Raw genomic sequence first — 21,605 nt, forward strand, 5'->3', positions numbered from 1 at the left:
GGCCCGGCCTGGCCGGGCCCGCCCTCCCGCTTTCCCGGGACGCGTCCGGCCGTCTCCGTCGGCCCGCACCAAGTGCCGGTACGTTTGCTGTACTTCGCTGCTGCACGGCACGACAAAGCCCCTGCCGGATCTCTCCGGCAGGGGCTCTGACCTGTTGTGTTGTGGACCTGAGGGGATTTGAACCCCTGACCCCCTCGATGCGAACGAGGTGCGCTACCAGTCTGCGCCACAGGCCCTTGCAACGAGTGAAACCTTAGCATCCCGATCGGGGTGCTTGGAAATCCGTTCCTCGCTGGTCGGCCGAGGCACGGTTCCGCAGGCCACATCGCGGCCGGGCCGCAGGTCTCACTCGTTGGCCGCGCGGGGGCGGTCGTCGTCCGCGTACTGGTCGAAGAGGGGGGTGCGGCCGTGGTCGCGGGTGCGGCGGGGCGGGCTGGTGCGCTGGCGCGGGGGGGCCGGTACGGAGGGTTCGGCCGGGGAGGAGCGGGCCGAACTCCAGGTCTCCGGGTCCGTGACATCGATGCCGCTGGTGGCGCGCGGGGCGACCGGGGCCGTGACGTACGTCGGGAGGGGGACCGGGACCGGGTCCCAGCTGTCGCCGCGGGCCGGACCCCGGTCGCGCTGCTGGTCGACCCACTCGGCGTGGTCGGTCTGCTCGACCAGGGCACGGCGGCCCGCCTCCTGCGGGGAGACCGCGGGGGCCGGTTCGGGCTCCGGGCGGTCCTCGGGCTGCTCGTCCGGTTCCGCGGCCGCGGCCGGCCGGCGGCGCTCGCGGAGGCGCTGGGCCGCGGCCTCCGCGCGGCGCCGGTCCATGACGTACACGAAGCGGCGGCGCTCCTGCGCGCGGAGATGCGCGATGTACGCGGTGAGCAGGACCGCCGGGCCCGCGGGCGCCCACACGAAGCCGAGGCCGCCGACCGCGGCGACGATCGCGCCGAACGTGAAGGCGAGGAAGAGGATGACCGTGGTGCGCCGTCGGCGCGCGAGGACCTTCGAGCGCCGGGCGCGCGCGGCGTCCGCACCAGCGGCCGCGCCCGCAGCCGCGTCGGGCACCGCGCCACTCGGGCGGGGGGCGCGCGCCGGAGGCCGGATGCGGGCTTCCGTACGGGCCGGAGGCGCGGCGAAGGCCCGGACGTCGACGGAACTCAATCGATCCGTCTCGGCATCCGGGTCGGCGTCGGTGGGCGCCTCCTCCTCGGCGGTGCGCTCGCGCAGCTCCTTGGCGTACCGGCGCTCCATTCCCGCCCGTCCGGACAGCAGCCGGATGGCGGTGCTGAAGCGTTCCGTCGGACGGGCTTCGTTGAGCTCGTCCTGCCTGCGGAGCCACATCGGCACCAAGTAGGCGGCCCAGGCCCCGACGATGACTGCGTAGATGAGGCCGCTGCTGCTCACGCATCACACCGTAGAGGGGTTCGCACGAGGGCATCGGCCAATTGGCCCGGTGTGTCGCACGATCTGGCTGATATCACTGACTTTTTTTGTGATTCTTCGGATCGCCCGGTGATCGAGTACCGATCGAATTCGAACAATTATTTTATTTCTCGTGGCGCGCGGGTCGTGCCTGGTGCCAGCGCCGCAGCAGCCCCTCCGGTACCTCCTCGGCCGTCAGTGCGAAGACCAGATGGTCCCGCCACGCACCGTCGATGTGGAGATAGCGGGGGCGGAGTCCCTCTTCCCGGAAACCGAGTTTCTCGACGACCCTGCGGCTCGGCCCGTTCTCGGGGCGAATACAGACTTCGATGCGGTGCAGTCCGACCGCCCGGAAGCAGTGGTCGACGGCGAGCGCGACGGCCGTCGGCATCACCCCGCGGCCCGCGACGTCACGGTCGACCCAGTAGCCGACATGACCCGAGCACATCGAGCCCCAGGTGATTCCCGCGACGGTGAGCTGGCCGACGAGCTCTCCCTTGTACTCGACCACGAACGGGAGCATCCGACCCGCGTTGGCCTCGGCGCGCAGATGGCGGACCATCTGGCGGTAGGTGGGGCGCTGGGCGAACGGGGCGCCGGGGGCGGGCGGCGGGACGGTCGCCTCCCAGGGGCGAAGCCAGTCGCGGTTGCGCCGGTTCACCTCGCGCCATGCGCGCTGGTCGCGCAGCTTTATCGGGCGGAGGGTGACATCACCGTCCGTCAGGACCACGGGCCAGGACGGGGCGTTCAGCGTGGGCTCCCGGTGGGGCCGGTGACGCCGGAGGCTGCGTCGGTACCGGCGGCGGCGTCAGCGGTACCGACGCCGTCGCCGGCGTCGGCGGGTCTGGGGTGGTCACCGCCGGCGATCTGGTCGACGGCGTGCGGCAGGATCCGGCCGAGGACCGCGAGTCCGTCCCGTACCCCGCCCGTCGAACCCGGCAGATTGACGATCAGGGTGCGACCGCCCGCGACACCGGCCAGGCCCCGGGACAGCGCGGCCGTGGGGACCTTGGCCAGGCCGTACGCCCGGATCGCCTCCGGGATGCCGGGGATCTCGTAGTCGAGAACCCGGCCGGTGGCGTCGGGGGTGCGGTCGGTGGGCGAGACGCCGGTGCCGCCGGTGGTGAGGATGACGTCGTACGCCGCGGCGACGCCCTCCCGCAGGGCTGCCTCGACGGGATCGCCGTCGGGGACGACCCGTGGGCCGTCGACCTCGAAGCCCATGCCGGCCAGTCCCTCGACGAGGAGCGGGCCGCCCTTGTCCTCGTACACACCGGCGGAGGCACGGTTGGAGGCCGTCACGACGAGGGCACGCCGCGGCGGGCGCGCGGGCCCGTCGGGCCGGGGGGACGCGGCTCCGTGTGCGTGGCTGTGGACCTCGCCGCCGCGGGGGCTCACTGTCCGGCCTCCGTACGCGACCAGTCGCCGGACTTGCCGCCGGTCTTCTCCTCCACCCGGATGTCGGAGATGACGGCCGCCTTGTCGACCGCCTTGATCATGTCGACGACGGTGAGTGCGGCCACGGACACCGCGGTCAGGGCCTCCATCTCGACGCCGGTACGGTCCGTCGTCTTCACCGTCGCGAGGATCTCCACCGCGTCGTCGGCCACGGTCAGGTCCAGCTTCACGCCCGAGACCGCCAGCGGGTGGCACAGCGGGATCAGATCGGGGGTGCGCTTGGCGCCCATGATGCCCGCGATACGAGCGGTGGCGAGGGCGTCGCCCTTGGGGACTCCCTCGCCCCTCAGGAGCTCGACGACGCGCGGCGACACAAGGACCCGGCCGCTCGCGCGGGCGGTGCGCGCGGTGACGCTCTTCTCGGAGACGTCGACCATACGGGCCGCGCCCGCCTCGTCGATGTGTGTGAGTCCTTGCTGCGCGCTCATTGCTGTGGCTCCCGGTCACTGTGTGGTCAGACACCGTACCGCCACGGCACGGCGCCCAGCCGAGCAGGACCACCACCCGGTCAACCGAGCAGGACCACCTCCGTCTCGGTGCCCGGCTCCAGGGACGTGACGTCCTCGGGGACCACGATGAGCGAGTCGGCCTGGGCGAGGGCCGCGATCAGATGGGACCCGCTGCCGCCGACCGGGGTGACGGTGCCCTTCTCCGCATCGTAGGCACCGCGCAGGAACTGGCGCTTCCCGGCGGGCGACGGCAGCGCCTTGTCGGCGCGCAGCTCGGCGCGCACGCGCGGCCGGTGCACGTCCTTGAGGCCCATCAGGGCACGGATGGCGGGGCGTACGAAGAGCTCGAAGGACACGTACGACGAGACGGGATTGCCCGGTAGCGCGAGCAGCGGGGTGTGGTCGGGACCGATCGAGCCGAAGCCCTGCGGCTTGCCCGGCTGCATGGCGAGCTTGCGGAAGTCGATCCCGCTGCCCGGCTCGTCCTCGTCGCCGACCGAGGAGAGCGCCTCCTTGACGACGTCGTACGCGCCGACGCTGACGCCGCCCGTGGTGACCAGCAGATCGGCACGGATGAGCTGGTCCTCGATCGTGGCGCGCAGCTCGTCGGCGTCGTCGGTCACCGCGCCCACACGGTAGGGGATGGCGCCGGCGTCGCGGGCGGCGGCGGTGAGCACGTAGCTGTTCGAGTCGTAGATCTTGCCCTCGGCCAGCTCCTCGCCCGGCTGGACCAGTTCGCTGCCGGTGGAGAGCACGACGACGCGCGGGCGGGGGCGCACCCGCACGGTGCCGCGGCCGATCGCGGCGAGCAGGCCGATCTGGGGCGGGCCGAGGACCGTGCCCTCGGCCAGCGCGAGGTCGCCGGCCTGGACGTCGCTGCCGCGCGCGCGGACGTGCGCGCGGGGCTCCGCGGGCCGGTGGACCCGGACCTCACCGCTCGCGCCCTCGGGCGCCGCACCGGCGGGGCGCATGGTCGTCGCCGCCCCGGAGCCCGCGCCGCCGTCGGTCCACTCGACGGGGACGACGGCCTCGGCACCGGGCGGCAGCGGGGCGCCGGTCATGATGCGGGCGGCCTGTCCGGGGCCCACGGTGGGCGGCTCGCCGCTGCCGGCCGCCACATCGCCGATGACCGTGAGGACGGCCGGGAACTCCTCGCTCGCGCCCGCGACATCGGCGACCCGGACCGCGTACCCGTCCATCGAGCTGTTGTCGAAGGGCGGCAGGGCGACCGGGACGGTCACGTCCTCGACCAGGACACAGCCCTGGGCGTCGGCCAGCTGCAGCTCGATGGGGTCGAGCGGGCGGATCGCGCCGAGGATGTCCTCCAGGTGCTCGTCCACGGACCACAGCGGCGCGGTGTCCCCGGCAGTGCCCCCGGGGGTGCCCGCGCTCGGGCCGGTGGACGGTGTTGCCGTACTGCTCAAAGTGCTACATCTCCTCGGTGACGTAACGGCGGAGCCAGGTCCGGAAGTCCGGGCCCAGGTCTTCACGTTCGCACGCGAGTCGGACAATGGCACGGAGGTAATCGCCGCGGTCGCCGGTGTCATAGCGGCGGCCCTTGAACACGACGCCGTGGACCGGGCCCCCGATCTTCTCGTCGGCGGCGAGTTTCTGGAGGGCGTCGGTGAGCTGGATCTCGTCCCCGCGGCCCGGCTCGGTCTTGCGGAGTATCTCGAAGACGGCGGGGTCGAGGACGTACCGGCCGATGATCGCGTAGTTGCTCGGGGCGTCGGCCGGATCGGGCTTCTCGACCAGGTCGGTCACCTTGACGACGTCGTCGTCGCCCGTGGGCTCGACGGCGGCACAGCCGTAGAGGTGGATCTGGGCGGGCTCGACCTCCATGAGGGCGATGACGCTGCCGCCCTCGCGCTCCTGTATCTCGACCATCCGGGACAGCAGCGGGTCCCGCGGGTCGATCAGGTCGTCGCCGAGAAGGACCGCGAAGGGCTGGTCGCCCACGTGCGGGGCGGCGCACAGGACGGCGTGGCCGAGGCCCCTGGGGTCGCCCTGGCGCACATAGTGCATAGTGGCGAGGTCGCTGGACTCCTGGACCTTGGCGAGACGCTGGGCGTCGCCCTTGCGCCTCAGCGCCTCCTCCAGCTCGTAGTTGCGGTCGAAGTGGTCCTCGAGGGGGCGCTTGTTGCGGCCGGTGACCATGAGGACGTCCGTGAGACCGGCGCCCACCGCTTCTTCGACGACGTACTGGATGGCGGGCTTGTCGACGACAGGCAGCATCTCTTTGGGAGTGGCTTTCGTTGCGGGCAGGAACCTGGTTCCGAGGCCTGCGGCGGGGATGACAGCCTTGCTGATCCTGGTGTGCGACTGAGTCATGCGGAGCACCATATCCGCTGCGTATGGGCGGAAGATTAGCCTCCGGTTAACTTTCTCCTCAAAAAGGCATATTGGCCATGGTTTGTGAGGTTGACATGGGAACGGACATGTCCGAAAAAAGCGCAGTACGGCGTGAATTGCTCGACGCGCGCTACCTACTGTCTCCTGAGGACGTCCGTGAGGCCTCCCTGGTTCTCGCGCGGCACGCACTCGAACTCCCCGAACTTGCCGCCGTCCGCACCGTGGCCGCCTATGTGTCGGTGGGGCGCGAGCCGGGCACCCGCGCGCTGCTGGACGCGCTCCTCGCGCGGGGCGTGCGTGTACTCCTCCCGGTGCTCCTGGACGACAACGATCTCGACTGGGCGGAGTACGAGGGCGCGGACCATCTCGTGCCCGCGCGCAGGGGCCTGATGGAGCCGGACGGGCCGCGGCTCGGCCACAAGGCCGTACTGGACGCGGACACCGTGCTGCTGCCCGGGCTCGCGGTGGACGAGCGCGGGATGCGGCTCGGCCGCGGCGGCGGCTCCTACGACCGCGTGCTCGCCCGCCTCGAAGCGGCCTCCGTCCGCCCGGCGCTCGTGGTGCTCCTGTACGCGAACGAGGTGGTCGCCCGGGTCCCGGAGGAACCGCACGACCACCCCGTGCACGCGGTGGTGACGCCCGAAGGCGTGCGCCGTTTCACGACCTGAGGACGGTCACGGCCTGAGCACGTTCACGGCCTGAGGACGTTCACGGCCTGAGGACGTTCACGGCCTGAGGACGTTCACGGCCTGAGGACGAGCGTGTCCTGCGTCGCCGCCTCGACCGCCTTGTCCCCGTAGGCCCAGTCCAGCAACTCGCCCTTGGCCCACTTGTCGGTCTGGTCCGTGTAGTGCGCGCTGTAGGCGTGCCCGGAGGCGCCGGTCAGATTGATCCAGCGGGACTTGTCCCAGTCCCCCACGTTGACGACCATCCGCATCGACGGCACCCAGATCACGTCGTAGCCGCCCGCCGCGTTCCAGCCGGTCGCGTTCACGGCGGCCTCACCGCCGCCCAGGTTCCACGGGCCGCGGTTGAGCATCCACTGCAGGGCGCCGGGGCCCTCGGTGCCGAGCGTCTGGTTCTTCAGCGTCAGCTGGTGCAGCCGGCCCCAGCTCCACGTGGAGACGTCCTTGCCGAGCTTGGCGGTGAGCTCCCAGCGGGCGTCGTGCATGGCCCGCTTGAGCAGGTCGTCACGGGTCGCGCTGCCGATCTCCTTGCGGTTCGGCGGGGACTGCCACCACTCGCTGGTCTCGTTCTTCAGCAGCCCGCGGACCACCTCGTACCAGCGGTCACCGCCGTCCGGCTGGGCCGATTCCGTGTCCCGCTGGCCGCACTCGCGCACCAGCCGGTTCAGGTCGTCGACCGGGCCCGTGCTGTCGGCGGGACGGACGTTGAGGCACTCGCCCTCGACGCGCAGCTCCTTGGGCAGCTTGTTACCGAAGGCGAGCTTGAGGGTGTTGCGCCATACGGCGTTGAAGTAGGCCGCGGCGCCGGAGTCCGGCTCCTGGGTGTAGTCCCAGCCCTCCAGCAGCTTCTGCGCCTCCCGCACATACGGGTCGGAGATGTCGATCTTCAGCAGATAGGGCTTCAGCAGCTTGGCGATCTCGCTGCTGTTGTCCATCTGCATGGTGCGCATGTCGTCCGTGGAGATCCTCCCGCCGTCCTTGGTCTTCGACTCGATGAGGTCGTTGATCCGCTGGCTGCGGGAGCCGTAGCCGTAGTCCGTGGTGATCCGGTACGGGTACTTCCCGGCGTCCACGACGGACTGGTTGGCGGTCACGATGTAGCCGCGCTTCGGGTTGTACTCGTACGGCAGCTTCTCGTAGGGGATGTACCCCTTCCAGCCGGACGTCGGGTCCCAGCCGGGCGACGGCATGGAGCCGTCGATGCCCTTGGCGCGCACCGGGATCTTGCCGGGTGCCTGGTAGCCGATGTTGCCCTTGGTGTCGGCGTAGATCAGGTTCTGGGACGGGACCTCGAAGTCCTTGGCGGCGGCACGGAAGCCGTCCCAGTTCTTCGCGCGATTGAGCTCGAAGACGGCGTCCATGGACTTGCCCGGCTCCAGCGCGGTCCACTTCAGCGCGACGCCGTAGCCCTCGCCGCGGTCCGGGGCGGAGGTCTTGACGGGCGCGCGCTTGCCGACGCCCTCCAGCTCCTCGCTGCGGTCGGAGAGCAGCGGGCCGTGCTCGGTCTCGCGGACCAGGATGGTGTGGCTCTCGCCGCCCGCGACCTTGATGGTCTCCTTGCGGGTCGTGAACGGCTTGGTCCTGCTGCCGGACAGGTAGCCGGTCTCGGAGATCTTCTCCAGGTAGAGGTCCGTGACGTCGGCACCGAGGTTGGTGAAGCCCCAGGCGATGTCCTGGTTGTGACCGATGATCACGCCCGGCATGCCGGAGAAGGTGTACCCGGCGACGTCGTACTTGCACTTGTCGGAGACCGCGCGGCAGTGCAGGCCCATCTGGGACCAGAGGGAGGGCAGCTGCGGCGCGAGGTGCGGGTCGTTGGCCAGCAGCGGCTTACCGGTGGTCGTGAGCGCGCCGGAGACGACCCAGGAGTTGGAACCGATGCCGTTGCCGTTCGGGCCGAGCAGGGCCGGGACCTCGTCGAGGGAGTCGGAGAGCGCGGAGAGCTGGGACTGCATGCCCTGAGTGCCCTGGTTGCCCTGGCCGCCCTGCTGAGACCCGTTCGATCCGTTGCCCGCCGATCCCGCCGATCCCGTCGACGAGTCGGAGTCGGAGTCGGAGGACGGCTCGCCCTTCGGGTCCCACTTGTCGGTGACGGGGTCGACGGCACCGCGCTGGACGACCGGCTGGTGCAGGTCGTACGGATAGGCGGGGTACAGCTCCTTTATCTGCTGCGCGCTCAACCTGCTGGTCATCAGCGACCGGTCGATCTCGTCCTGCATGTTGCCGCGCAGATCCCAGGCCATGGCCTTGAGCCAGGCCACCGAGTCGACCGGCGTCCACTTCTCGGGCCTGTAGTCGTTGGTGAGGCCGAGGGCGGCGTACTCGACGGAGATGTCCTCGTTGTCCCGCCCCGCCAGATAGGCGTTGACGCCGTCCGCGTACGCCTGGAGGTATTTCTTCGTCTCGTCCGACAGAACGCTGTCGTACTCCCGCTGGGCCACCTTGCGCCAGCCGAGGGTGCGCAGGAAGGCGTCCGTCTTGACCGACCCGGCGCCGAACATCTCGGAGAGCCGGCCGGCGGTCACATGGCGCCGCACGTCCATCTCCCAGAAGCGGTCCTGGGCGTGGACGTAGCCCTGGGCCTTGAAGAGGTCCTCGTCGCTGCTCGCGTAGATCTGCGGGATGCCGTTGCCGTCCCGCTTGACGTCGACGGGGCCCGACAGACCCTTGAGCTTGATCGTGCCGGTGGTCTGCGGGAAGGAGGCGCGTACGGTGCTCACGCTCCAGTACGAGCCGTAGCCGACGCACCCGACCAGCGCCAGCACCAGGACGAACACGATGAGTCGGACGCGTCGCCCCTTCTTCTTGCCGGGCTTGTCGGCCGAAGAGGCGGATGTGTTGGCGGGCATCGCTGTCCTTCGAGGGGCAGGGTGGACCAGGGAGTGCTGGAGCAACCATAGGCGCAGCGCGAAACGCACCCGGACGCGGTATCAGTAACGCCATACGAACAACGCCACTGGCCAAATTTCATCGAACTGATGACCGAGTGGCGCCCGAATGATGATCAAGACGGCGTCAAGAGAACGTTAAAGATTAGGTAAGGTAACGAAGTGTCGCCGCCGGAGGAACCGTCCGGCGAAACGGGCGCGAGGGGAAGGATCGGCCGCTGACTGTCCACGACCTCAACGAACTCCTGCTCATCTGCTCGCTCGTTCTGCTCATCGCCGTCGCGGCGGTGCGCGTCTCGTCCCGGAGCGGGCTCCCCAGCCTGCTGCTCTATCTGGGCATCGGGGTCGCCATCGGGCAGGACGGCATTTTCAACGTCGCGTTCGACAACGCCGAACTGACGCAGGTGATCGGCTACGCCGCACTGGTGGTGATCCTGGCCGAAGGTGGCCTGGGCACCAAGTGGAAGGAGATCAAGCCGGCGCTGCCCGCGGCGGCGTCGCTGTCGCTCGTCGGCATTGCGGTGAGCGTGGGCGTCACGGCGGCCGGCGCGCACTATCTGGTCGGACTGGACTGGCGCCAGGCGATGATCATCGGCGCGGTCGTCTCCTCGACGGACGCGGCCGCCGTCTTCTCCGTGCTGCGGAAGGTGCCCCTGCCCTCGCGCGTCACGGGCGTACTGGAAGCCGAGTCGGGCTTCAACGACGCCCCCGTGGTCATCCTGGTCGTGGCCTTCTCGACGGCCTGGCCCGTGGACCAGTGGTACGTCCTCATCGGGAAGATCGCCCTGGAGCTGGCGATCGGCGCGGCCATCGGTCTGGCAGTGGGCTTCCTCGGCGCGTTCGGCCTGCGCCATGTGGCGCTGCCCGCGTCGGGTCTGTACCCGATCGCCGTCATGGCGATCGCCGTGACGGCGTACGCGGCCGGTGCCATCGCCCATGGCAGCGGCTTCCTCGCCGTCTATCTCGCGGCCATGGTGCTCGGCAACTCCAGGCTGCCGCACTGGCCGGCCACCCGAGGCTTCGCGGACGGACTCGGCTGGATCGCCCAGATCGGCATGTTCGTCCTGCTCGGACTGCTGGTGACCCCGCACGAGCTGGTGCACGACTTCTGGACGGCCGTCGTCATCGGGCTCGTGCTGACGATGGTGGCGCGGCCCTTGTCGGTCGTCCTCAGCCTGCTGCCGTCCGGGATGTCCTGGCCGGAGAAGGCACTGATGTCATGGGCGGGTCTGCGCGGCGCCGTCCCCATCATTCTGGCGACGATTCCGATGGTGTACGAGATCGAGGGCAGCGAACGGATCTTCAACATCGTCTTCGTGCTGGTGGTCGTCTACACGCTGGTGCAGGGGCCGACGCTGCCCTGGCTGGCGAGGGCGCTGCGGCTCGGCGACGGGGCCGAGGCCGCCGCCGACCTCGGCATCGAGTCGGCGCCGCTCGAACGGCTGCGCGGGCATCTGCTGTCGGTCGCGATTCCGGAGAAGTCCCGGATGCATGGCGTCGAGGTCGGGGAGCTGCGGCTGCCGAAGGGGGCCGCGGTCACTCTCGTCGTACGGGAGGGCAGGAGCTTCGTACCGCTCCCGTCGACCGTGCTGCGGCGCGGGGACGAGCTGCTGGTGGTGGCGACGGATCCGGTGCGGGACGCGGCGGAGGCTCGACTGCGCGCGGTCGGGCAGGGCGGAAAGCTGGCGGGCTGGCTGGGGACGAGCGGGGGCTGAGGCGCGGGCGCCGGGGGCGGATGCGCGGTGCGGCCGGCGGCGGCGGATGCGCGGTGCGGCCGGCAGCGGCGGATGCGCGGTGCGGCCGCCGGCGAGGGCCGGGACGCCATCCCAAGCGGATTTCGAGCCTCCGCTTGAGTGGCTGGTCAATCGCAGGTGTGGATCACTCCGAGTCGGCAATTTCACAGGCCGCACAGCTGTTGCCCCTGTACCATGAAGGCACACTGATCGACCAACTCTGCCTGAAGCAGAGCTGGCGCGACCGTATGGCGGCCGAGTCTCCCCCTCCGTGGGCATCGGTATCTACCGCAGTTCCGCGCAAGAGGACAGCTCTCGGCGGCTCCCGACACCCCGGGGAGCGCTACCAGGCGGCAGAAAGGCAAGGACCGTGGCATCCACGGTCGCTTCTGGCAGGCGCCCCGGCTACGGACAGCTGCTCCGTACCCCCGGAGCCTGGACATTCCTGCTCCCCGGATTCGCGGCCCGGCAGCCCTTCGCGATGCTCACCATCGGCATCGTCCTGCTGGTCCAGCACACCACCGGCTCGTACGGCAGCGCCGGCTCCGTCGCCGCCGTCACCGGTGTCTCCATGGCGCTCTTCGCGCCGCAGAGCGGGAAGCTCGCCGACCGCTTCGGCCAGCGCGCCGTACTCGTGCCCGGCGTCCTCGTACACACCGCGTCCGTCGCCGCCCTGACCGCGCTCGCGCTCGCGGACGCGCCCCTGTGGGCGCTGTTCGCGGCGGCCGTGCCGACCGGTGCGTCCGTCCCGCAGGTCGGCCCCATGGTGCGGGCCCGCTGGGCGGCGAAGGTGGGAGGCTCTCCGCTGATGACGACGGCCGCGGCCTTCGAGTCCGTGACGGACGAGTTCACCTTCGTGGTCGGGCCGGTCCTGGCCACCGCCCTGTGCACCGGGGTCCACCCGGCCGCCGGTCTGGTCGCCGAGGCCGCGCTCACGCTGGCCGGCGGTCTGCTGTTCGCCGCCCAGCGCCGTACACAGCCCGCCTTCGACCGCCCGGCCGCCGGCGTCGGGGAGGCGCGCGCGCAGCACACGTCAGCGCTGTCCATACCCGGTGTACGGGTGCTGGCCGTGGCGTTCCTGGGCATCGGCTCGGTCTTCGGCGGTATGCAGGTCTCGCTGACCGCGTTCACCGAGGAGATCGGGCAGCCCGGCACGAACGGCCTGCTGTACGGGCTCTTCGCGGCCGGCAACATGCTGGCGGGCATCGCCATCGGCGCCATCGCCTGGAAGTCCGGCCCGCGGCGCCGACTGGTGCTCGGCTACGCAGGCCTGACGGCCGCGGCGTCCCTGCTGTGGGCGGCGCACTCCGTGGTGCTGCTCGGGGCGCTGGGCCTGGTCGTCGGCATGTTCATCGCACCCGCGCTGATCAGCGGCTTCACGCTGGTCGAGCCGCTGGTGCCGGCGTCTGCCCGTACCGAGGCGTTCACCTGGCTGACGGGCTCCGTCGCGCTGGGCCAGGCGGCCGCGGTGACCGTCGCCGGACGGCTGGCGGACGCCCATGGCGCGAGCGCCGGATTCGTGGTCCCGCTGGTGGGCACCGTGCTCGCTCTCGTCACTCTGGTGGCACTGCGGTCGCGGCTCGCACCGAGGGCGCACAGCCGTACGGTCGCACGTGGTATCGGTCACCGAGTGCCGGTGGCGGTGGACTGATCCCGCGGAATACGTCACTATGGATCGTCGTTAGCACTCATCGAGTGAGAGTGCCAGGAGGAAGACAAGTGCCGACCTACCAGTACCAGTGCACCCAGTGCGGCGAGGGCCTCGAGGCGGTCCAGAAGTTCACCGACGACGCCCTGACCGAGTGCCCGAGCTGCCAGGGACGCCTCAAGAAGGTGTTCTCGGCCGTCGGCATTGTCTTCAAGGGCTCCGGCTTCTACCGCAACGACAGCCGCGGTGCGTCGTCGAGCAGCTCGCCTGCGTCTTCGTCCACCTCGTCGACGTCGTCGACGTCCGCCAAGTCCTCGTCGGACTCCAAGCCGGCGGCGTCGAGTTCCTCGACCGGTGCCTCCAGCAGCGGTTCGACGGCTGCCTGAGCTTTTCGCGCGGGGCGCACAGCCCCCGTGCCTCTCATGCCTCGTAGGGCCTCACCGTTATCGAATGTTCTCGAACGGTGGGGCCCTTGGCGTATTCGGGCGCGGCTACTGTGATCGTCATGGCGAACGCAGAGAGTGCAGAGACCGCGGAGAGTGCAGAGACCGCCGAGATCGCGGAGGCCCCGGAGGGCGCGGAGGGCACGCCGCGCGCCGAGATCGGCGTGATCGGCGGCTCGGGTTTCTACTCGTTCCTGGAGAACGTGACCGAGGTCGAGGTACCGACCCCGTACGGCAGTCCCAGCGACTCCCTCTTCTTCGGCGAGATCGCCGGCCGCCGGGTCGCGTTCCTCCCGCGGCACGGTCGCGGCCACAACCTGCCGCCGCACCGCATCAACTACCGCGCCAATCTGTGGGCCCTTCGGTCCGTGGGCGTACGCCAGGTGCTGGCGCCCTGCGCGGTGGGCGGGCTGCGGCCGGAGTACGGGCCGGGGACGCTGCTCGTCCCGGACCAGTTGGTGGACCGCACGAAGTCGCGCGCCGACACCTACTACGACGGTGAGCCGCTGCCGGAGGGCTCGGTGCCGAAGGTGGTCCATGTGTCGCTGGCCGACCCGTACTGCCCGTCGGGGCGCTCCGTCGCACTGGCCGCCGCGCGCGGGCGGGACTGGGAGCCGGTCGACGGCGGCGCGCTGGTGGTCGTCGAGGGGCCGCGCTTCGGCACGCGCGCCGAATCGCGCTGGCACGCTGCGATGGGCTGGTCCGTCGTCGGGATGACCGGACACCCCGAGGCCGCGCTCGCCCGCGAGCTGGAGCTCTGCTACACGTCGATCGCGCTCGTGACGGACCTCGACGCGGGGGCCGAGGCGGGCGAGGGCGTCTCCCACGAGGAGGTGCTGAAGGTCTTCGCCGCGAACGTGGACCGGCTGCGGGGGGTTCTCTTCGACGCGGTGGCCGGGCTGCAGGCGACGGAGGACCGCAGCTGTCTGTGCACGACGGCGCTGAACGGGCTTGAGACGGGGATAGAGCTGCCGTAATCACCCTGTGGGGTGAGCGAGTTGTACACATTCGGGGCCTGATCCACAGGCGCGGGCGGGGCGGCGGCAAAGCGTGGATCGTGAGGTGTGTTCGGCACAGCACCTCACGACTCTCACGAACGGCGGTTATGACGATGTCGCTGCGTTCTCCGCGTCCATCGCGATCTTCGCTTTCTTCGGCTTCTTCGCTTTCTTTGGCTTCTTCGCTTTCTTCGGCTTCTTCGCTTTCTTCCCGCGGGCGGGAGGCCACGGGGACTTCTTACACGTACGGATCTTCGTACGGGGACGAGCTCCTGGGCGGGCACAAACCGGGCGGAGGCTCCCACCGGCACGGGCCGCACGGGCTGCACGGGCCGCACGGGCACTCCGCGGCGTCCGGGCAGTCGACACCGCCCGGGCAGGCGGTGGGCCTGCCGCCCGCTCCCGCGCCTGAGCCGTGCGGGGTGCCGGCATTCGCGCCGGTGCATGTGCGGTCCGGGTGGCAGCGGCTGCGGCTGCGACGCGCCATGCGGCGGAGGCGGCGTGCGCTGGCGGCGGGACTGGCGGTGACGGCGGCCGCTCTGGCGGCGTGGGGTCCGCGCGCGCCGGTCGGCGCGGATCCGCACGGCGATCCTGTTGCGCTGCGGCAGCACCGACCGCCGCCGGTGGACCTGGTCTCCGCCCCGGTGCGTATCGCGGACGCCGAGACGGTCCGGCTGCTGGAGCCGGGCGACCTGGTCGACGTCATCGCGGCTGCCGACCCCCCGGCGGGTGGAGCATCCGAGGCCCGTGTCGTCGCGACCGGCGCCCGAGTGACCGAGGTTCCGCGGGCACAGGAGACCCTTCCGGAAGGGGGAGCGCTGATCGTCCTGTCCGTTCCGCGTCCCGTCGCCGCGGCGCTCGCCGGCGCGGGCACGAGGTCCCGGCTGGCGGTGACGCTGTGCTGACCCGCACGCCCGAGCCGGGGTCAGATGTGGTGCGGGGGCTTCTCGTCGAGGAAGCGCGCGAGGTCCGCGGCGCTGTCGCCGCTCGTCTGAGGCCGCTCGCCCCACCCACGGTCCGTATCGTCCGAGGACTGCTGGTCCAGCGGATCTTCGAAGATCAGCGCCGGCGTGGGAAGGGGCTGTGGCCGGGCTTCCTTCGCATCGCGCGGTCCGGGGGCGGGGGCGGTGCTCATGTGTCAAGGGTACGCCGGTGGCGGCAGCTCCCCGTCGTCACCGGTGCCTTGTCACCAGCCCCTTGCTGCCGGCGCAGGCACAGGTGGCGCGGCGGGTGAGGAGCTGCCCTTGCCGGAGCGCAGCAGGCGGCCGGGATAGCGCGTCTCGCTCCCGGAGCACGTCCGCTCTGATGTGCTGGTGGCATGACATCCACATCCGCCACATCCGCATCTGCCGCAGGAGGCGGCTCCGGGCCGGTGCGCCCGATGCGCGCCCGCAGCCGCGCCGAGCAGCACCGCGCGGCGACCCCGCTGGAGCTCTTCTTCGACCTCTGCTTCGTCGTCGCCGTGTCGCAGGCGGGGATGCAGCTGGTCCACGCCGTGGCCGAGGGCCATGCCGCGGACGGCGTGCGGAGCTACGCGATGGTGTTCTTCGCGATCTGGTGGGCCTGGATGAACTTCACCTGGTTCGCCTCCGCGTACGACACCGACGACGTCCCGTACCGGGTCGTGACGCTCATCCAGATCGCGGGCGTGCTGATCCTCGCCGCGGGGGTGTCCCGCGCCTTTCTCGACCAGGACTTCGTGGTCGTCTTTCTCGGCTATGTGGTGATGCGGCTGGCGCTCGTCGCCCAGTGGCTGAGGGCCGCGGCCTCCACGCGCGGTGCGGAGCGGACGACGGCGCTGCGGTACGCGATCGGGATCGTCATCTGCCAGGTCGGTTGGGCGGCGCTGATCGTGGTGCCCGCGGTAACACGGCCCTGGGTGTTCCTCGCGATGGCGATCGCCGAGATGGCCGTACCGCCGATCGCCGAGCGCACCCTGGCCACCAGCTGGCACGCCCACCACATCGCCGAGCGCTACGGTCTGTTCACCATCATCGTGCTCGGCGAGACGATCCTCGCCGCCACCGTGACGGTGCGTTCGGCGCTGGACGAGAGCGACGCGCTGGGTGCCCTCGCGCCGATCGCCGCGGGCGGGCTGATGATCGTGTTCGCCGCCTGGTGGATCTACTTCGCGGTCCCCGCCCACGCCCGGCTGGCCTCCAACAGGGAGGCGTTCCTGTGGGGTTACGGCCACTACGTGATCTTCGCGTCCGCCGCGGCCATCGGGGCCGGCCTGGAGGTGGCGGTCGAGACGGCCGTCCACAAGTCGCATATCTCGACGACCGCCGCGGCGGCCGCGGTCACCGTGCCCGCGGCGGCCTTCTTCCTGACCGTATGGCTGCTGCATGCGCGCCACTTCAAGCACGGACTTCTGCAGCAGCTGACGCTCCCCGTCTCGGCGCTGGCGATCCTGGCCTGCACCTTCGCGGGCGAGTGGGCGGTGTTCGCGGCGGGGCTGGTGGCGGCGGCGACCGTTGCGGCGGGCGAGACGCTGGCGCATCGCGGGCGGTCGCGTCGGCCCGCGTGATACGCAAGGTCCATGACAGACACGGCTCCCCTGCAGGCGCCTCTCCACGCGCCGAACGACGCACTGACCGATGTGGCCGGCCTGCGGGTCGGGCACGCCCGGCTCTCCGGACCGGGCGCTCTCAGCGGCACCACCGTCGTCCTCGCGCCCGAGGGCGGGGCGATCGCCGCCGTCGACGTACGCGGCGGCGGACCCGGCACCCGGGAGACCGACGCGCTCGACCCGCGCAATCTGGTGCAGCGCGTCGAGGCCGTCGTCCTGACCGGCGGCAGCGCGTACGGGCTGGACTCCGCGTCCGGTGTGATGGCCTGGCTGGAGGAGCAGGGACGCGGCGTTCCGGTCGGCCGCGAGCCCGGGCAGGTCGTGCCGGTCGTCCCGGCCGCCTGCGTCTTCGACCTGGGCCGCGGCGGCGACTGGCGGGCCAGGCCGGACGCGTCGACCGGGCGCGCGGCGGTAGAGGCCGCGGCGCGTACGGAGCCGGGCGCACCGGTCGAGGAGGGAGACGTCGGCGCCGGTACGGGCGCGGTGGTGGGACGCCTCAAGGGCGGCGTCGGCACGGCGAGCACCGTGCTGCCGGGCGGGGCCACGGTCGCCGCGCTGGTCGTGGCCAACGCCGCGGGTTCGGCGGTCGATCCGGACACCGGTGCGTTGTACGGGCAGTACTTCACCGGCGAGCGGCCCGCGCGCCCCTCCCCCGAGGTGCACGCGGCGGCCCTGCGCCGGCTCGCCGAGGTGGCCGAGAAGAACGGCGCGCCCCCGCTCAACACCACCCTCGCCGTCGTCGCCACCGACGCCGAACTGACCCGCGCCCAGGCGCAGAAGCTCGCGGGCACGGCGCACGACGGCATCGCGCGCGCCGTGCGCCCGGTCCATCTCCTCAACGACGGTGACACGGTCTTCGCCCTCGCGACCGGCGCGCGCCCGCTCGACCCCCACCCGCTCGCCCTCAACGCCGTGCTCGCGGCGGGCGCGGACGTCGTGACCCGGGCGATCGTGCGCGCCGTGCTGGCGGCGCGCACCGTGACCGGTCCGGGCGGCGACTTCCCGTCGTATCAGGAGCTGTACGGACGCCCTGCGGGCTGACACGAGACACCTCCCAGGCGGCCCGACACCCTTCTCCCGCAAGGGAGTTGAGTGGCGCACGCGAAGGCGCGCGGAAACTTTGTGCACACCCCGTTCGTTTTCCCGAACCCGGGACGAGATGTCAGACCCAGGGGCTACGTTAAGCAGTCATCAAGTGACGTGTGGCAACGGCCTGGAGATCCGGAGATCCACCTTGAACGATCCGTACGAGACAACCGAGACGCACCTCGAGCGGCTCCTGGGTCGGGCACTCAACTCCTTCGACCTTTCCGACACCACGGTCGAGCGGCTCGAATCCGCGCTGGCGCACGCCAGCTCGCTGCACTCCTCGCACCACAGCGCGACCCTGCACCGCACGACCTACCGGCATACGTATCTGCTGGCCGACGGCTCCTCCGTCACCCTCTGGGAGCTGGTGCACAACTCCGGCCGGGACGGCGCCGAGCAGCACGAGCTGTACGCGGAGGAGTCGGAGGCACGGCTCGCCGCGTCGCGGCTGCGGGCACGGCGCCCGGAGCGGCCGGGCGGCGGCGCACAGGGGAACGCGCACGGCGGTGCGCAGGCGGACGGTCTCGCCGCGATATTCGGCCCCGAGCCGGGCGCCGATCCCGACCGCGACCCCGAGGCCGATCTCGAGGCCGATCTCGAGGCCGATCTCGAGGCGGATCTCGAGGCGGATCTCGAGGCCGACATGGAGCTGCTCGGCCGGCTGCTGGCCACTCCCCCGGCAGCCCCGGCGCGGTCGTACGTCCCCGACAACTCCCCGGACCACGCCCGCCGTCTCCTGCGCCGCGCCGAGAACCAGGACCGGCCGGGCGAGGACACGGTCCGGCGGTTGCGGTCGGCGTTCGCGCACCACATCAGCCAGGCGTTCGGCCGCCAGTCCCTGATCGGCGGGCGGGACTCGGGATTCACGCTCTACGAGCACGCGTTCCTGCTGCTCGACGGCACGGAGCTGAGCCTGTGGGAGGTGGAGCACACGGCGACGCCCGACGGCCGCCACATGTGCGAGGTGTACGCCGACGAGCGCACCGCGCGCGGAGCGATGGAGCTCCGCGCGCGGGTGGCGCTCACCGACGGGTGCGCCGACCGACGGGTGCGCTGACCGACGGGCGGGGGGGTGGCCCGGGGCTCAGACGGCCGCGACCACCGTGGGCTTCTCGGCCGCGGCTTCCGGAGCCGCCGGGGTCACCAGTGACGTCTTCCGCATGCCCTTCAGCAGGATGACCAGACCCGCGCTGACAACGGTGCCCGCGAGGATGGCGAGCAGATAGAGGAACGGGTTGCCGATCAGCGGCACCACGAAGATGCCGCCGTGCGGTGCGCGCAGCGTGCACTCGAAGGCCATCGACAGCGCGCCGGTGACCGCGCCGCCCACCATCACCGACGGAATGACCCGCAGCGGGTCCGCAGCGGCGAACGGAATCGCACCCTCCGTGATGAAGGAGGCACCCAGCACCCAGGCCGCCTTGCCGTTCTCCCGTTCGGCCTTCGTGAACAGCTTGCCGCGCACCGTCGTCGCCAGCGCCATCGCCAGCGGCGGCACCATGCCCGCGGCCATCACGGCCGCCATCACCTTGAGGGAGCCGTCGGTGGCGTTGGCGAGACCCCCGACGGCGAAGGTGTATGCGACCTTGTTGAGCGGGCCACCCAGGTCGAAGCACATCATCAGGCCCAGGATGACGCCGAGGATGACGGCGTTGGCTCCGGTGAGACCGTTCAGCCAGTCGGTGAGTCCCTGCTGGAGCCCGGCGAGCGGCTTGCCGATCACCAGGAACATCAGGAACCCGACGATCAGCGAGGAGATCAGCGGGATCACGACGACGGGCATGATGCCGCGCAGCACGGCCGGGACCTTGACCTTCTGGATCCCGAGGACCACGGCCCCGGCCAGCAGACCGGCGACCAGGCCGCCGAGGAAGCCCGCCTTGATCGTGATCGCGATCGCCCCGCCGACGAAGCCCGGTACGAGACCGGGGCGGTCGGCCATTCCGTAGGCGATGTACCCGGCGAGTACCGGGATCAGGAAGCTGAACGCGAGCCCGCCGATCTGGAAGAGGAGCGCGGCCCAGCTGGTCTGGTCGCCCCAGGCGAAGACCTCGGCGACGGGCTTGGCGCCGGCGATCTCGTATCCGCCGATGGCGAAGCCGAGGGCGATGAGAAGGCCGCCCGCGGCGACAAACGGGATCATGTAACTGACCCCGGACATCAGCCACTTGCGGAGCTTCGTACCGTATCCCTCGTCGGCCTCGCCGCCGCGCTCGACGGGCGTGGGCCGGGCGGCCGCGTCGGTCACCTCGCCGCGGGAGGCCTTCTCCCGCACCTCGGCGATGAGTTCGCCGGGGCGGTTGATGCCGGCCTTCACGCCCACGTCGACAGTGGCCTTCCCGGCGAACCGCTCCTTGTCCCGTACGGGCACGTCGTGCGCGAAGATCACGCCGTCCGCGGCCTCGACGACCGCCGGGTCGAGCCGGGTGAACCCGGCGGAACCCTGCGTCTCGACGGCGACCTCGACGCCTGCGGCGTGGCCGGCCTTTTCGAGGGACTCGGCGGCCATGTAGGTGTGGGCGATGCCGGTGGGGCATGAGGTGACGACGACGATACGGAAGATGTCATCCCCCTCACCCGGCCTCGTCTCTGACGCGGCTCCCGAATCCTGCGCGGCAGCGGACTGCGCGGCGACGCCGGCGCCCGCCGTCCCGGCGGGCTCGGCGCCCGCATCCGTCCCGGCGGGCTCGGCACCACTGGCTGCCTCACCCGCAGCCACAGCCGCAGCCTCCGCACCAACGGCTGCCTCACCCACGTCCGTACCGGCGTCTGCCGACGCGTCGGCAGGCTCGATGTCGCCGCTGATCAGGGCCGCAGCCGTGCCCGGCGAGGGAGTTGCGCGGAGAGCGGAGGTGAAGTCCTCGTTCATCAGGCGGCGGGCGAGGGAGGACAGGATGGTGAGGTGGGCGTCGTCGGCGCCCGCGGGGGCGGCTATGAGGAAGATCAGGTCGGCCGGGCCGTCCGGGGCGCCGAAGTCGATGCCGGAGGGGGCGCGGCCGAAGGCCAGGGTGGGGTCGGTGACGTGGGCGCTGCGGCAGTGGGGAATGCCGATGCCGCCGTCGAGGCCCGTCGGCATCTGGGCCTCGCGCGCGGCCACGTCGGCGAGGAAGCCTTCGAGGTCGGTGACGCGGCCGAGTGCGCGCATGCGCTCGGCCAGCGAGCGGGCCGCCTCTTCCTTCGTTGCGGCGGCCAGGTCGAGGTCGACCAGGTCCGCGGTGATCATGTCGCTCATCGCGGGCTCCCATGCTCCGTGAGTACGCGGTCCAGGGGGACGTCCGCGGTCACCAGAACCGCGGCGAGATCGAGGTCGAGCGGCGTGGGCATCACGCTGCCCGGTAGTTGGACGGCGGCCGCGCCGTGCGCCACCGCGCAGACCAGGGCGTCCGGCCCCTCGCCGCCCGCCGCCAGAAAGCCGGCCAGGGACGCGTCGCCGGCGCCGACGTTGCTGCGGATGCGATCGGCGTCGACGGATGCGGAGCCGAACCACGTCCCGGCGGACGAGACGAGCAGCTGCCCGTCCGCCCCCAGGCTCGCCAGCACCGCACCGGCCCCGAGCGAGCGCAGCTCCTCCGCCGCCTTCACCGCGTCGCCCACGGTCGCCAGGGGCCGGCTGACCGCCTCGGCGAGTTCGTCCGTGTTCGGCTTGACCACATCGGGGCGGCCGGACAGGGCCGACAGCAGGGAAGGACCGGAGGTGTCCAGGGCGATCCGGGCACCCGACTCGTGCGCCCGGGCCACCAACTCCCCGTACCAGGAGGGCTCGAGGCCCCGCGGCAGGCTGCCGCAGCACGCGATCCAGGACGCGGACGGCGAGTGGGCGGAAACGGCCGCCAGCAGGGCCCGGGATTCCGAGGGCGTCAGCCGCGGGCCCGGCGCGTTGAT

The 21,605-nt window shown here is 71.4% G+C and carries 19 protein-coding genes and 1 tRNA gene; 9 read left to right on the forward strand and 11 right to left on the reverse strand.

Features of this window, described 5'->3' with window-relative positions:
• Positions 1-162: 162 nt before the first annotated feature.
• From ACWCXB_RS35090 to galU, 7 genes are all read right to left on the reverse strand, one after another.
• A tRNA-Ala gene (locus tag ACWCXB_RS35090) sits at positions 163-236 on the reverse strand.
• 109 nt (positions 237-345) lie between these two features.
• The gene (gene sepX, locus ACWCXB_RS35095; protein ID WP_450728310.1) at positions 346-1,392 is read right to left on the reverse strand and encodes a divisome protein SepX/GlpR; all 1,047 of its coding nucleotides are present in this window, start codon (positions 1,390-1,392) and stop codon (positions 346-348) included.
• A gap of 142 nt (positions 1,393-1,534) precedes the next feature.
• Positions 1,535-2,140, reverse strand: coding sequence for a GNAT family N-acetyltransferase (locus ACWCXB_RS35100; protein WP_450728312.1), 606 nt, complete (start codon positions 2,138-2,140; stop codon positions 1,535-1,537).
• Positions 2,141-2,157: 17 nt separating this feature from the next.
• Complete coding sequence (locus ACWCXB_RS35105; protein WP_450728314.1) at positions 2,158-2,808, reverse strand: MogA/MoaB family molybdenum cofactor biosynthesis protein; 651 nt, start codon at positions 2,806-2,808, stop codon at positions 2,158-2,160.
• The gene (moaC, locus tag ACWCXB_RS35110) at positions 2,805-3,296 is read right to left on the reverse strand and encodes a cyclic pyranopterin monophosphate synthase MoaC (RefSeq protein WP_450728316.1); all 492 of its coding nucleotides are present in this window, start codon (positions 3,294-3,296) and stop codon (positions 2,805-2,807) included. Before moaC ends, ACWCXB_RS35105 begins: the two co-directional genes overlap by 4 nt.
• Positions 3,297-3,376: 80 nt before the next feature.
• Positions 3,377-4,741 carry a molybdotransferase-like divisome protein Glp gene (glp, locus tag ACWCXB_RS35115; RefSeq protein WP_450728318.1) on the reverse strand — a complete coding sequence of 455 codons (1,365 nt, stop codon included), beginning with the start codon at positions 4,739-4,741 and terminating at the stop codon, positions 3,377-3,379.
• Between the two features lie 4 nt (positions 4,742-4,745).
• Positions 4,746-5,648: a UTP--glucose-1-phosphate uridylyltransferase GalU gene (gene galU / locus ACWCXB_RS35120; RefSeq protein WP_450728320.1), complete on the reverse strand. Its 903-nt coding sequence runs from the start codon at positions 5,646-5,648 to the stop codon at positions 4,746-4,748.
• Between the two features lie 95 nt (positions 5,649-5,743).
• On the opposite strand from galU, the gene ACWCXB_RS35125 reads away from it, so the two are divergent.
• On the forward strand, positions 5,744-6,337 hold the full coding sequence (locus ACWCXB_RS35125; RefSeq protein ID WP_450728322.1) for a 5-formyltetrahydrofolate cyclo-ligase: 594 nt from the start codon (positions 5,744-5,746) through the stop codon (positions 6,335-6,337).
• A gap of 74 nt (positions 6,338-6,411) precedes the next feature.
• Here the strand turns inward: ACWCXB_RS35125 and ACWCXB_RS35130 are convergent, their stop codons facing one another.
• The gene (locus tag ACWCXB_RS35130) at positions 6,412-9,204 is read right to left on the reverse strand and encodes a penicillin acylase family protein (protein WP_450728324.1); all 2,793 of its coding nucleotides are present in this window, start codon (positions 9,202-9,204) and stop codon (positions 6,412-6,414) included.
• 257 nt (positions 9,205-9,461) lie between these two features.
• Here ACWCXB_RS35130 and ACWCXB_RS35135 point away from each other — a divergent pair, with 257 nt between their 5' ends.
• From ACWCXB_RS35135 to ACWCXB_RS35155, 5 genes are all read left to right on the forward strand, one after another.
• Complete coding sequence (locus ACWCXB_RS35135) at positions 9,462-10,958, forward strand: potassium/proton antiporter (protein ID WP_450728345.1); 1,497 nt, start codon at positions 9,462-9,464, stop codon at positions 10,956-10,958.
• 388 nt (positions 10,959-11,346) lie between these two features.
• Positions 11,347-12,627: an MFS transporter gene (locus ACWCXB_RS35140; RefSeq protein WP_450728326.1), complete on the forward strand. Its 1,281-nt coding sequence runs from the start codon at positions 11,347-11,349 to the stop codon at positions 12,625-12,627.
• 68 nt (positions 12,628-12,695) lie between these two features.
• Entirely contained in the window at positions 12,696-13,010 is a 315-nt protein-coding gene (locus tag ACWCXB_RS35145) for an FmdB family zinc ribbon protein (RefSeq protein ID WP_450728328.1), read from the forward strand.
• A gap of 119 nt (positions 13,011-13,129) precedes the next feature.
• A complete protein-coding gene (locus ACWCXB_RS35150; protein WP_450728330.1) occupies positions 13,130-14,044 on the forward strand; it encodes an S-methyl-5'-thioadenosine phosphorylase in 915 nt (304 codons plus the stop codon).
• Between the two features lie 443 nt (positions 14,045-14,487).
• Positions 14,488-14,970: a hypothetical protein gene (locus ACWCXB_RS35155; protein ID WP_450728332.1), complete on the forward strand. Its 483-nt coding sequence runs from the start codon at positions 14,488-14,490 to the stop codon at positions 14,968-14,970.
• A gap of 20 nt (positions 14,971-14,990) precedes the next feature.
• Here the strand turns inward: ACWCXB_RS35155 and ACWCXB_RS35160 are convergent, their stop codons facing one another.
• Positions 14,991-15,200 carry a hypothetical protein gene (locus tag ACWCXB_RS35160; protein WP_450728334.1) on the reverse strand — a complete coding sequence of 70 codons (210 nt, stop codon included), beginning with the start codon at positions 15,198-15,200 and terminating at the stop codon, positions 14,991-14,993.
• A gap of 183 nt (positions 15,201-15,383) precedes the next feature.
• Between ACWCXB_RS35160 and ACWCXB_RS35165 the strand changes: the two genes are divergently transcribed.
• The 3 genes from ACWCXB_RS35165 to ACWCXB_RS35175 all read left to right on the forward strand — a co-directional run bounded on the left by ACWCXB_RS35165 (position 15,384) and on the right by ACWCXB_RS35175 (position 18,780).
• Positions 15,384-16,592 carry a low temperature requirement protein A gene (locus ACWCXB_RS35165; protein WP_450728336.1) on the forward strand — a complete coding sequence of 403 codons (1,209 nt, stop codon included), beginning with the start codon at positions 15,384-15,386 and terminating at the stop codon, positions 16,590-16,592.
• 12 nt (positions 16,593-16,604) lie between these two features.
• Positions 16,605-17,675 carry a P1 family peptidase gene (locus ACWCXB_RS35170; protein WP_450728337.1) on the forward strand — a complete coding sequence of 357 codons (1,071 nt, stop codon included), beginning with the start codon at positions 16,605-16,607 and terminating at the stop codon, positions 17,673-17,675.
• Between the two features lie 193 nt (positions 17,676-17,868).
• Positions 17,869-18,780, forward strand: coding sequence for a DUF6227 family protein (locus tag ACWCXB_RS35175; protein WP_450728339.1), 912 nt, complete (start codon positions 17,869-17,871; stop codon positions 18,778-18,780).
• A gap of 27 nt (positions 18,781-18,807) precedes the next feature.
• On the opposite strand, the gene ACWCXB_RS35180 is transcribed toward ACWCXB_RS35175, so the two are convergent.
• Both ACWCXB_RS35180 and ACWCXB_RS35185 read right to left on the reverse strand, forming a co-directional pair.
• Positions 18,808-20,955 carry a PTS fructose transporter subunit IIABC gene (locus ACWCXB_RS35180; protein WP_450728341.1) on the reverse strand — a complete coding sequence of 716 codons (2,148 nt, stop codon included), beginning with the start codon at positions 20,953-20,955 and terminating at the stop codon, positions 18,808-18,810.
• A partial coding sequence (locus tag ACWCXB_RS35185; protein ID WP_450728343.1) for a PfkB family carbohydrate kinase occupies positions 20,952-21,605 on the reverse strand: 654 nt, incomplete at its 5' end. The genes ACWCXB_RS35185 and ACWCXB_RS35180, both read right to left, overlap by 4 nt.

The organism is Streptomyces sp. NPDC001514 (genome assembly GCF_053597075.1).

Excerpts from the sequence above, each read along its gene's own strand:
- moaC (WP_450728316.1), bottom strand. The coding sequence starts at position 3,296 with ATGAGCGCGCAGCAAGGACTCACACACATCGACGAGGCGGGCGCGGCC.
- galU (WP_450728320.1), bottom strand. The coding sequence starts at position 5,648 with ATGACTCAGTCGCACACCAGGATCAGCAAGGCTGTCATCCCCGCCGCA.
- ACWCXB_RS35125 (WP_450728322.1), top strand. The coding sequence starts at position 5,744 with ATGGGAACGGACATGTCCGAAAAAAGCGCAGTACGGCGTGAATTGCTC.
- ACWCXB_RS35130 (WP_450728324.1), bottom strand. The coding sequence starts at position 9,204 with ATGCCCGCCAACACATCCGCCTCTTCGGCCGACAAGCCCGGCAAGAAG.
- ACWCXB_RS35150 (WP_450728330.1), top strand. The coding sequence starts at position 13,130 with ATGGCGAACGCAGAGAGTGCAGAGACCGCGGAGAGTGCAGAGACCGCC.
- ACWCXB_RS35160 (WP_450728334.1), bottom strand. The coding sequence starts at position 15,200 with ATGAGCACCGCCCCCGCCCCCGGACCGCGCGATGCGAAGGAAGCCCGG.
- ACWCXB_RS35165 (WP_450728336.1), top strand. The coding sequence starts at position 15,384 with ATGACATCCACATCCGCCACATCCGCATCTGCCGCAGGAGGCGGCTCC.
- ACWCXB_RS35170 (WP_450728337.1), top strand. The coding sequence starts at position 16,605 with ATGACAGACACGGCTCCCCTGCAGGCGCCTCTCCACGCGCCGAACGAC.
- ACWCXB_RS35180 (WP_450728341.1), bottom strand. The coding sequence starts at position 20,955 with ATGAGCGACATGATCACCGCGGACCTGGTCGACCTCGACCTGGCCGCC.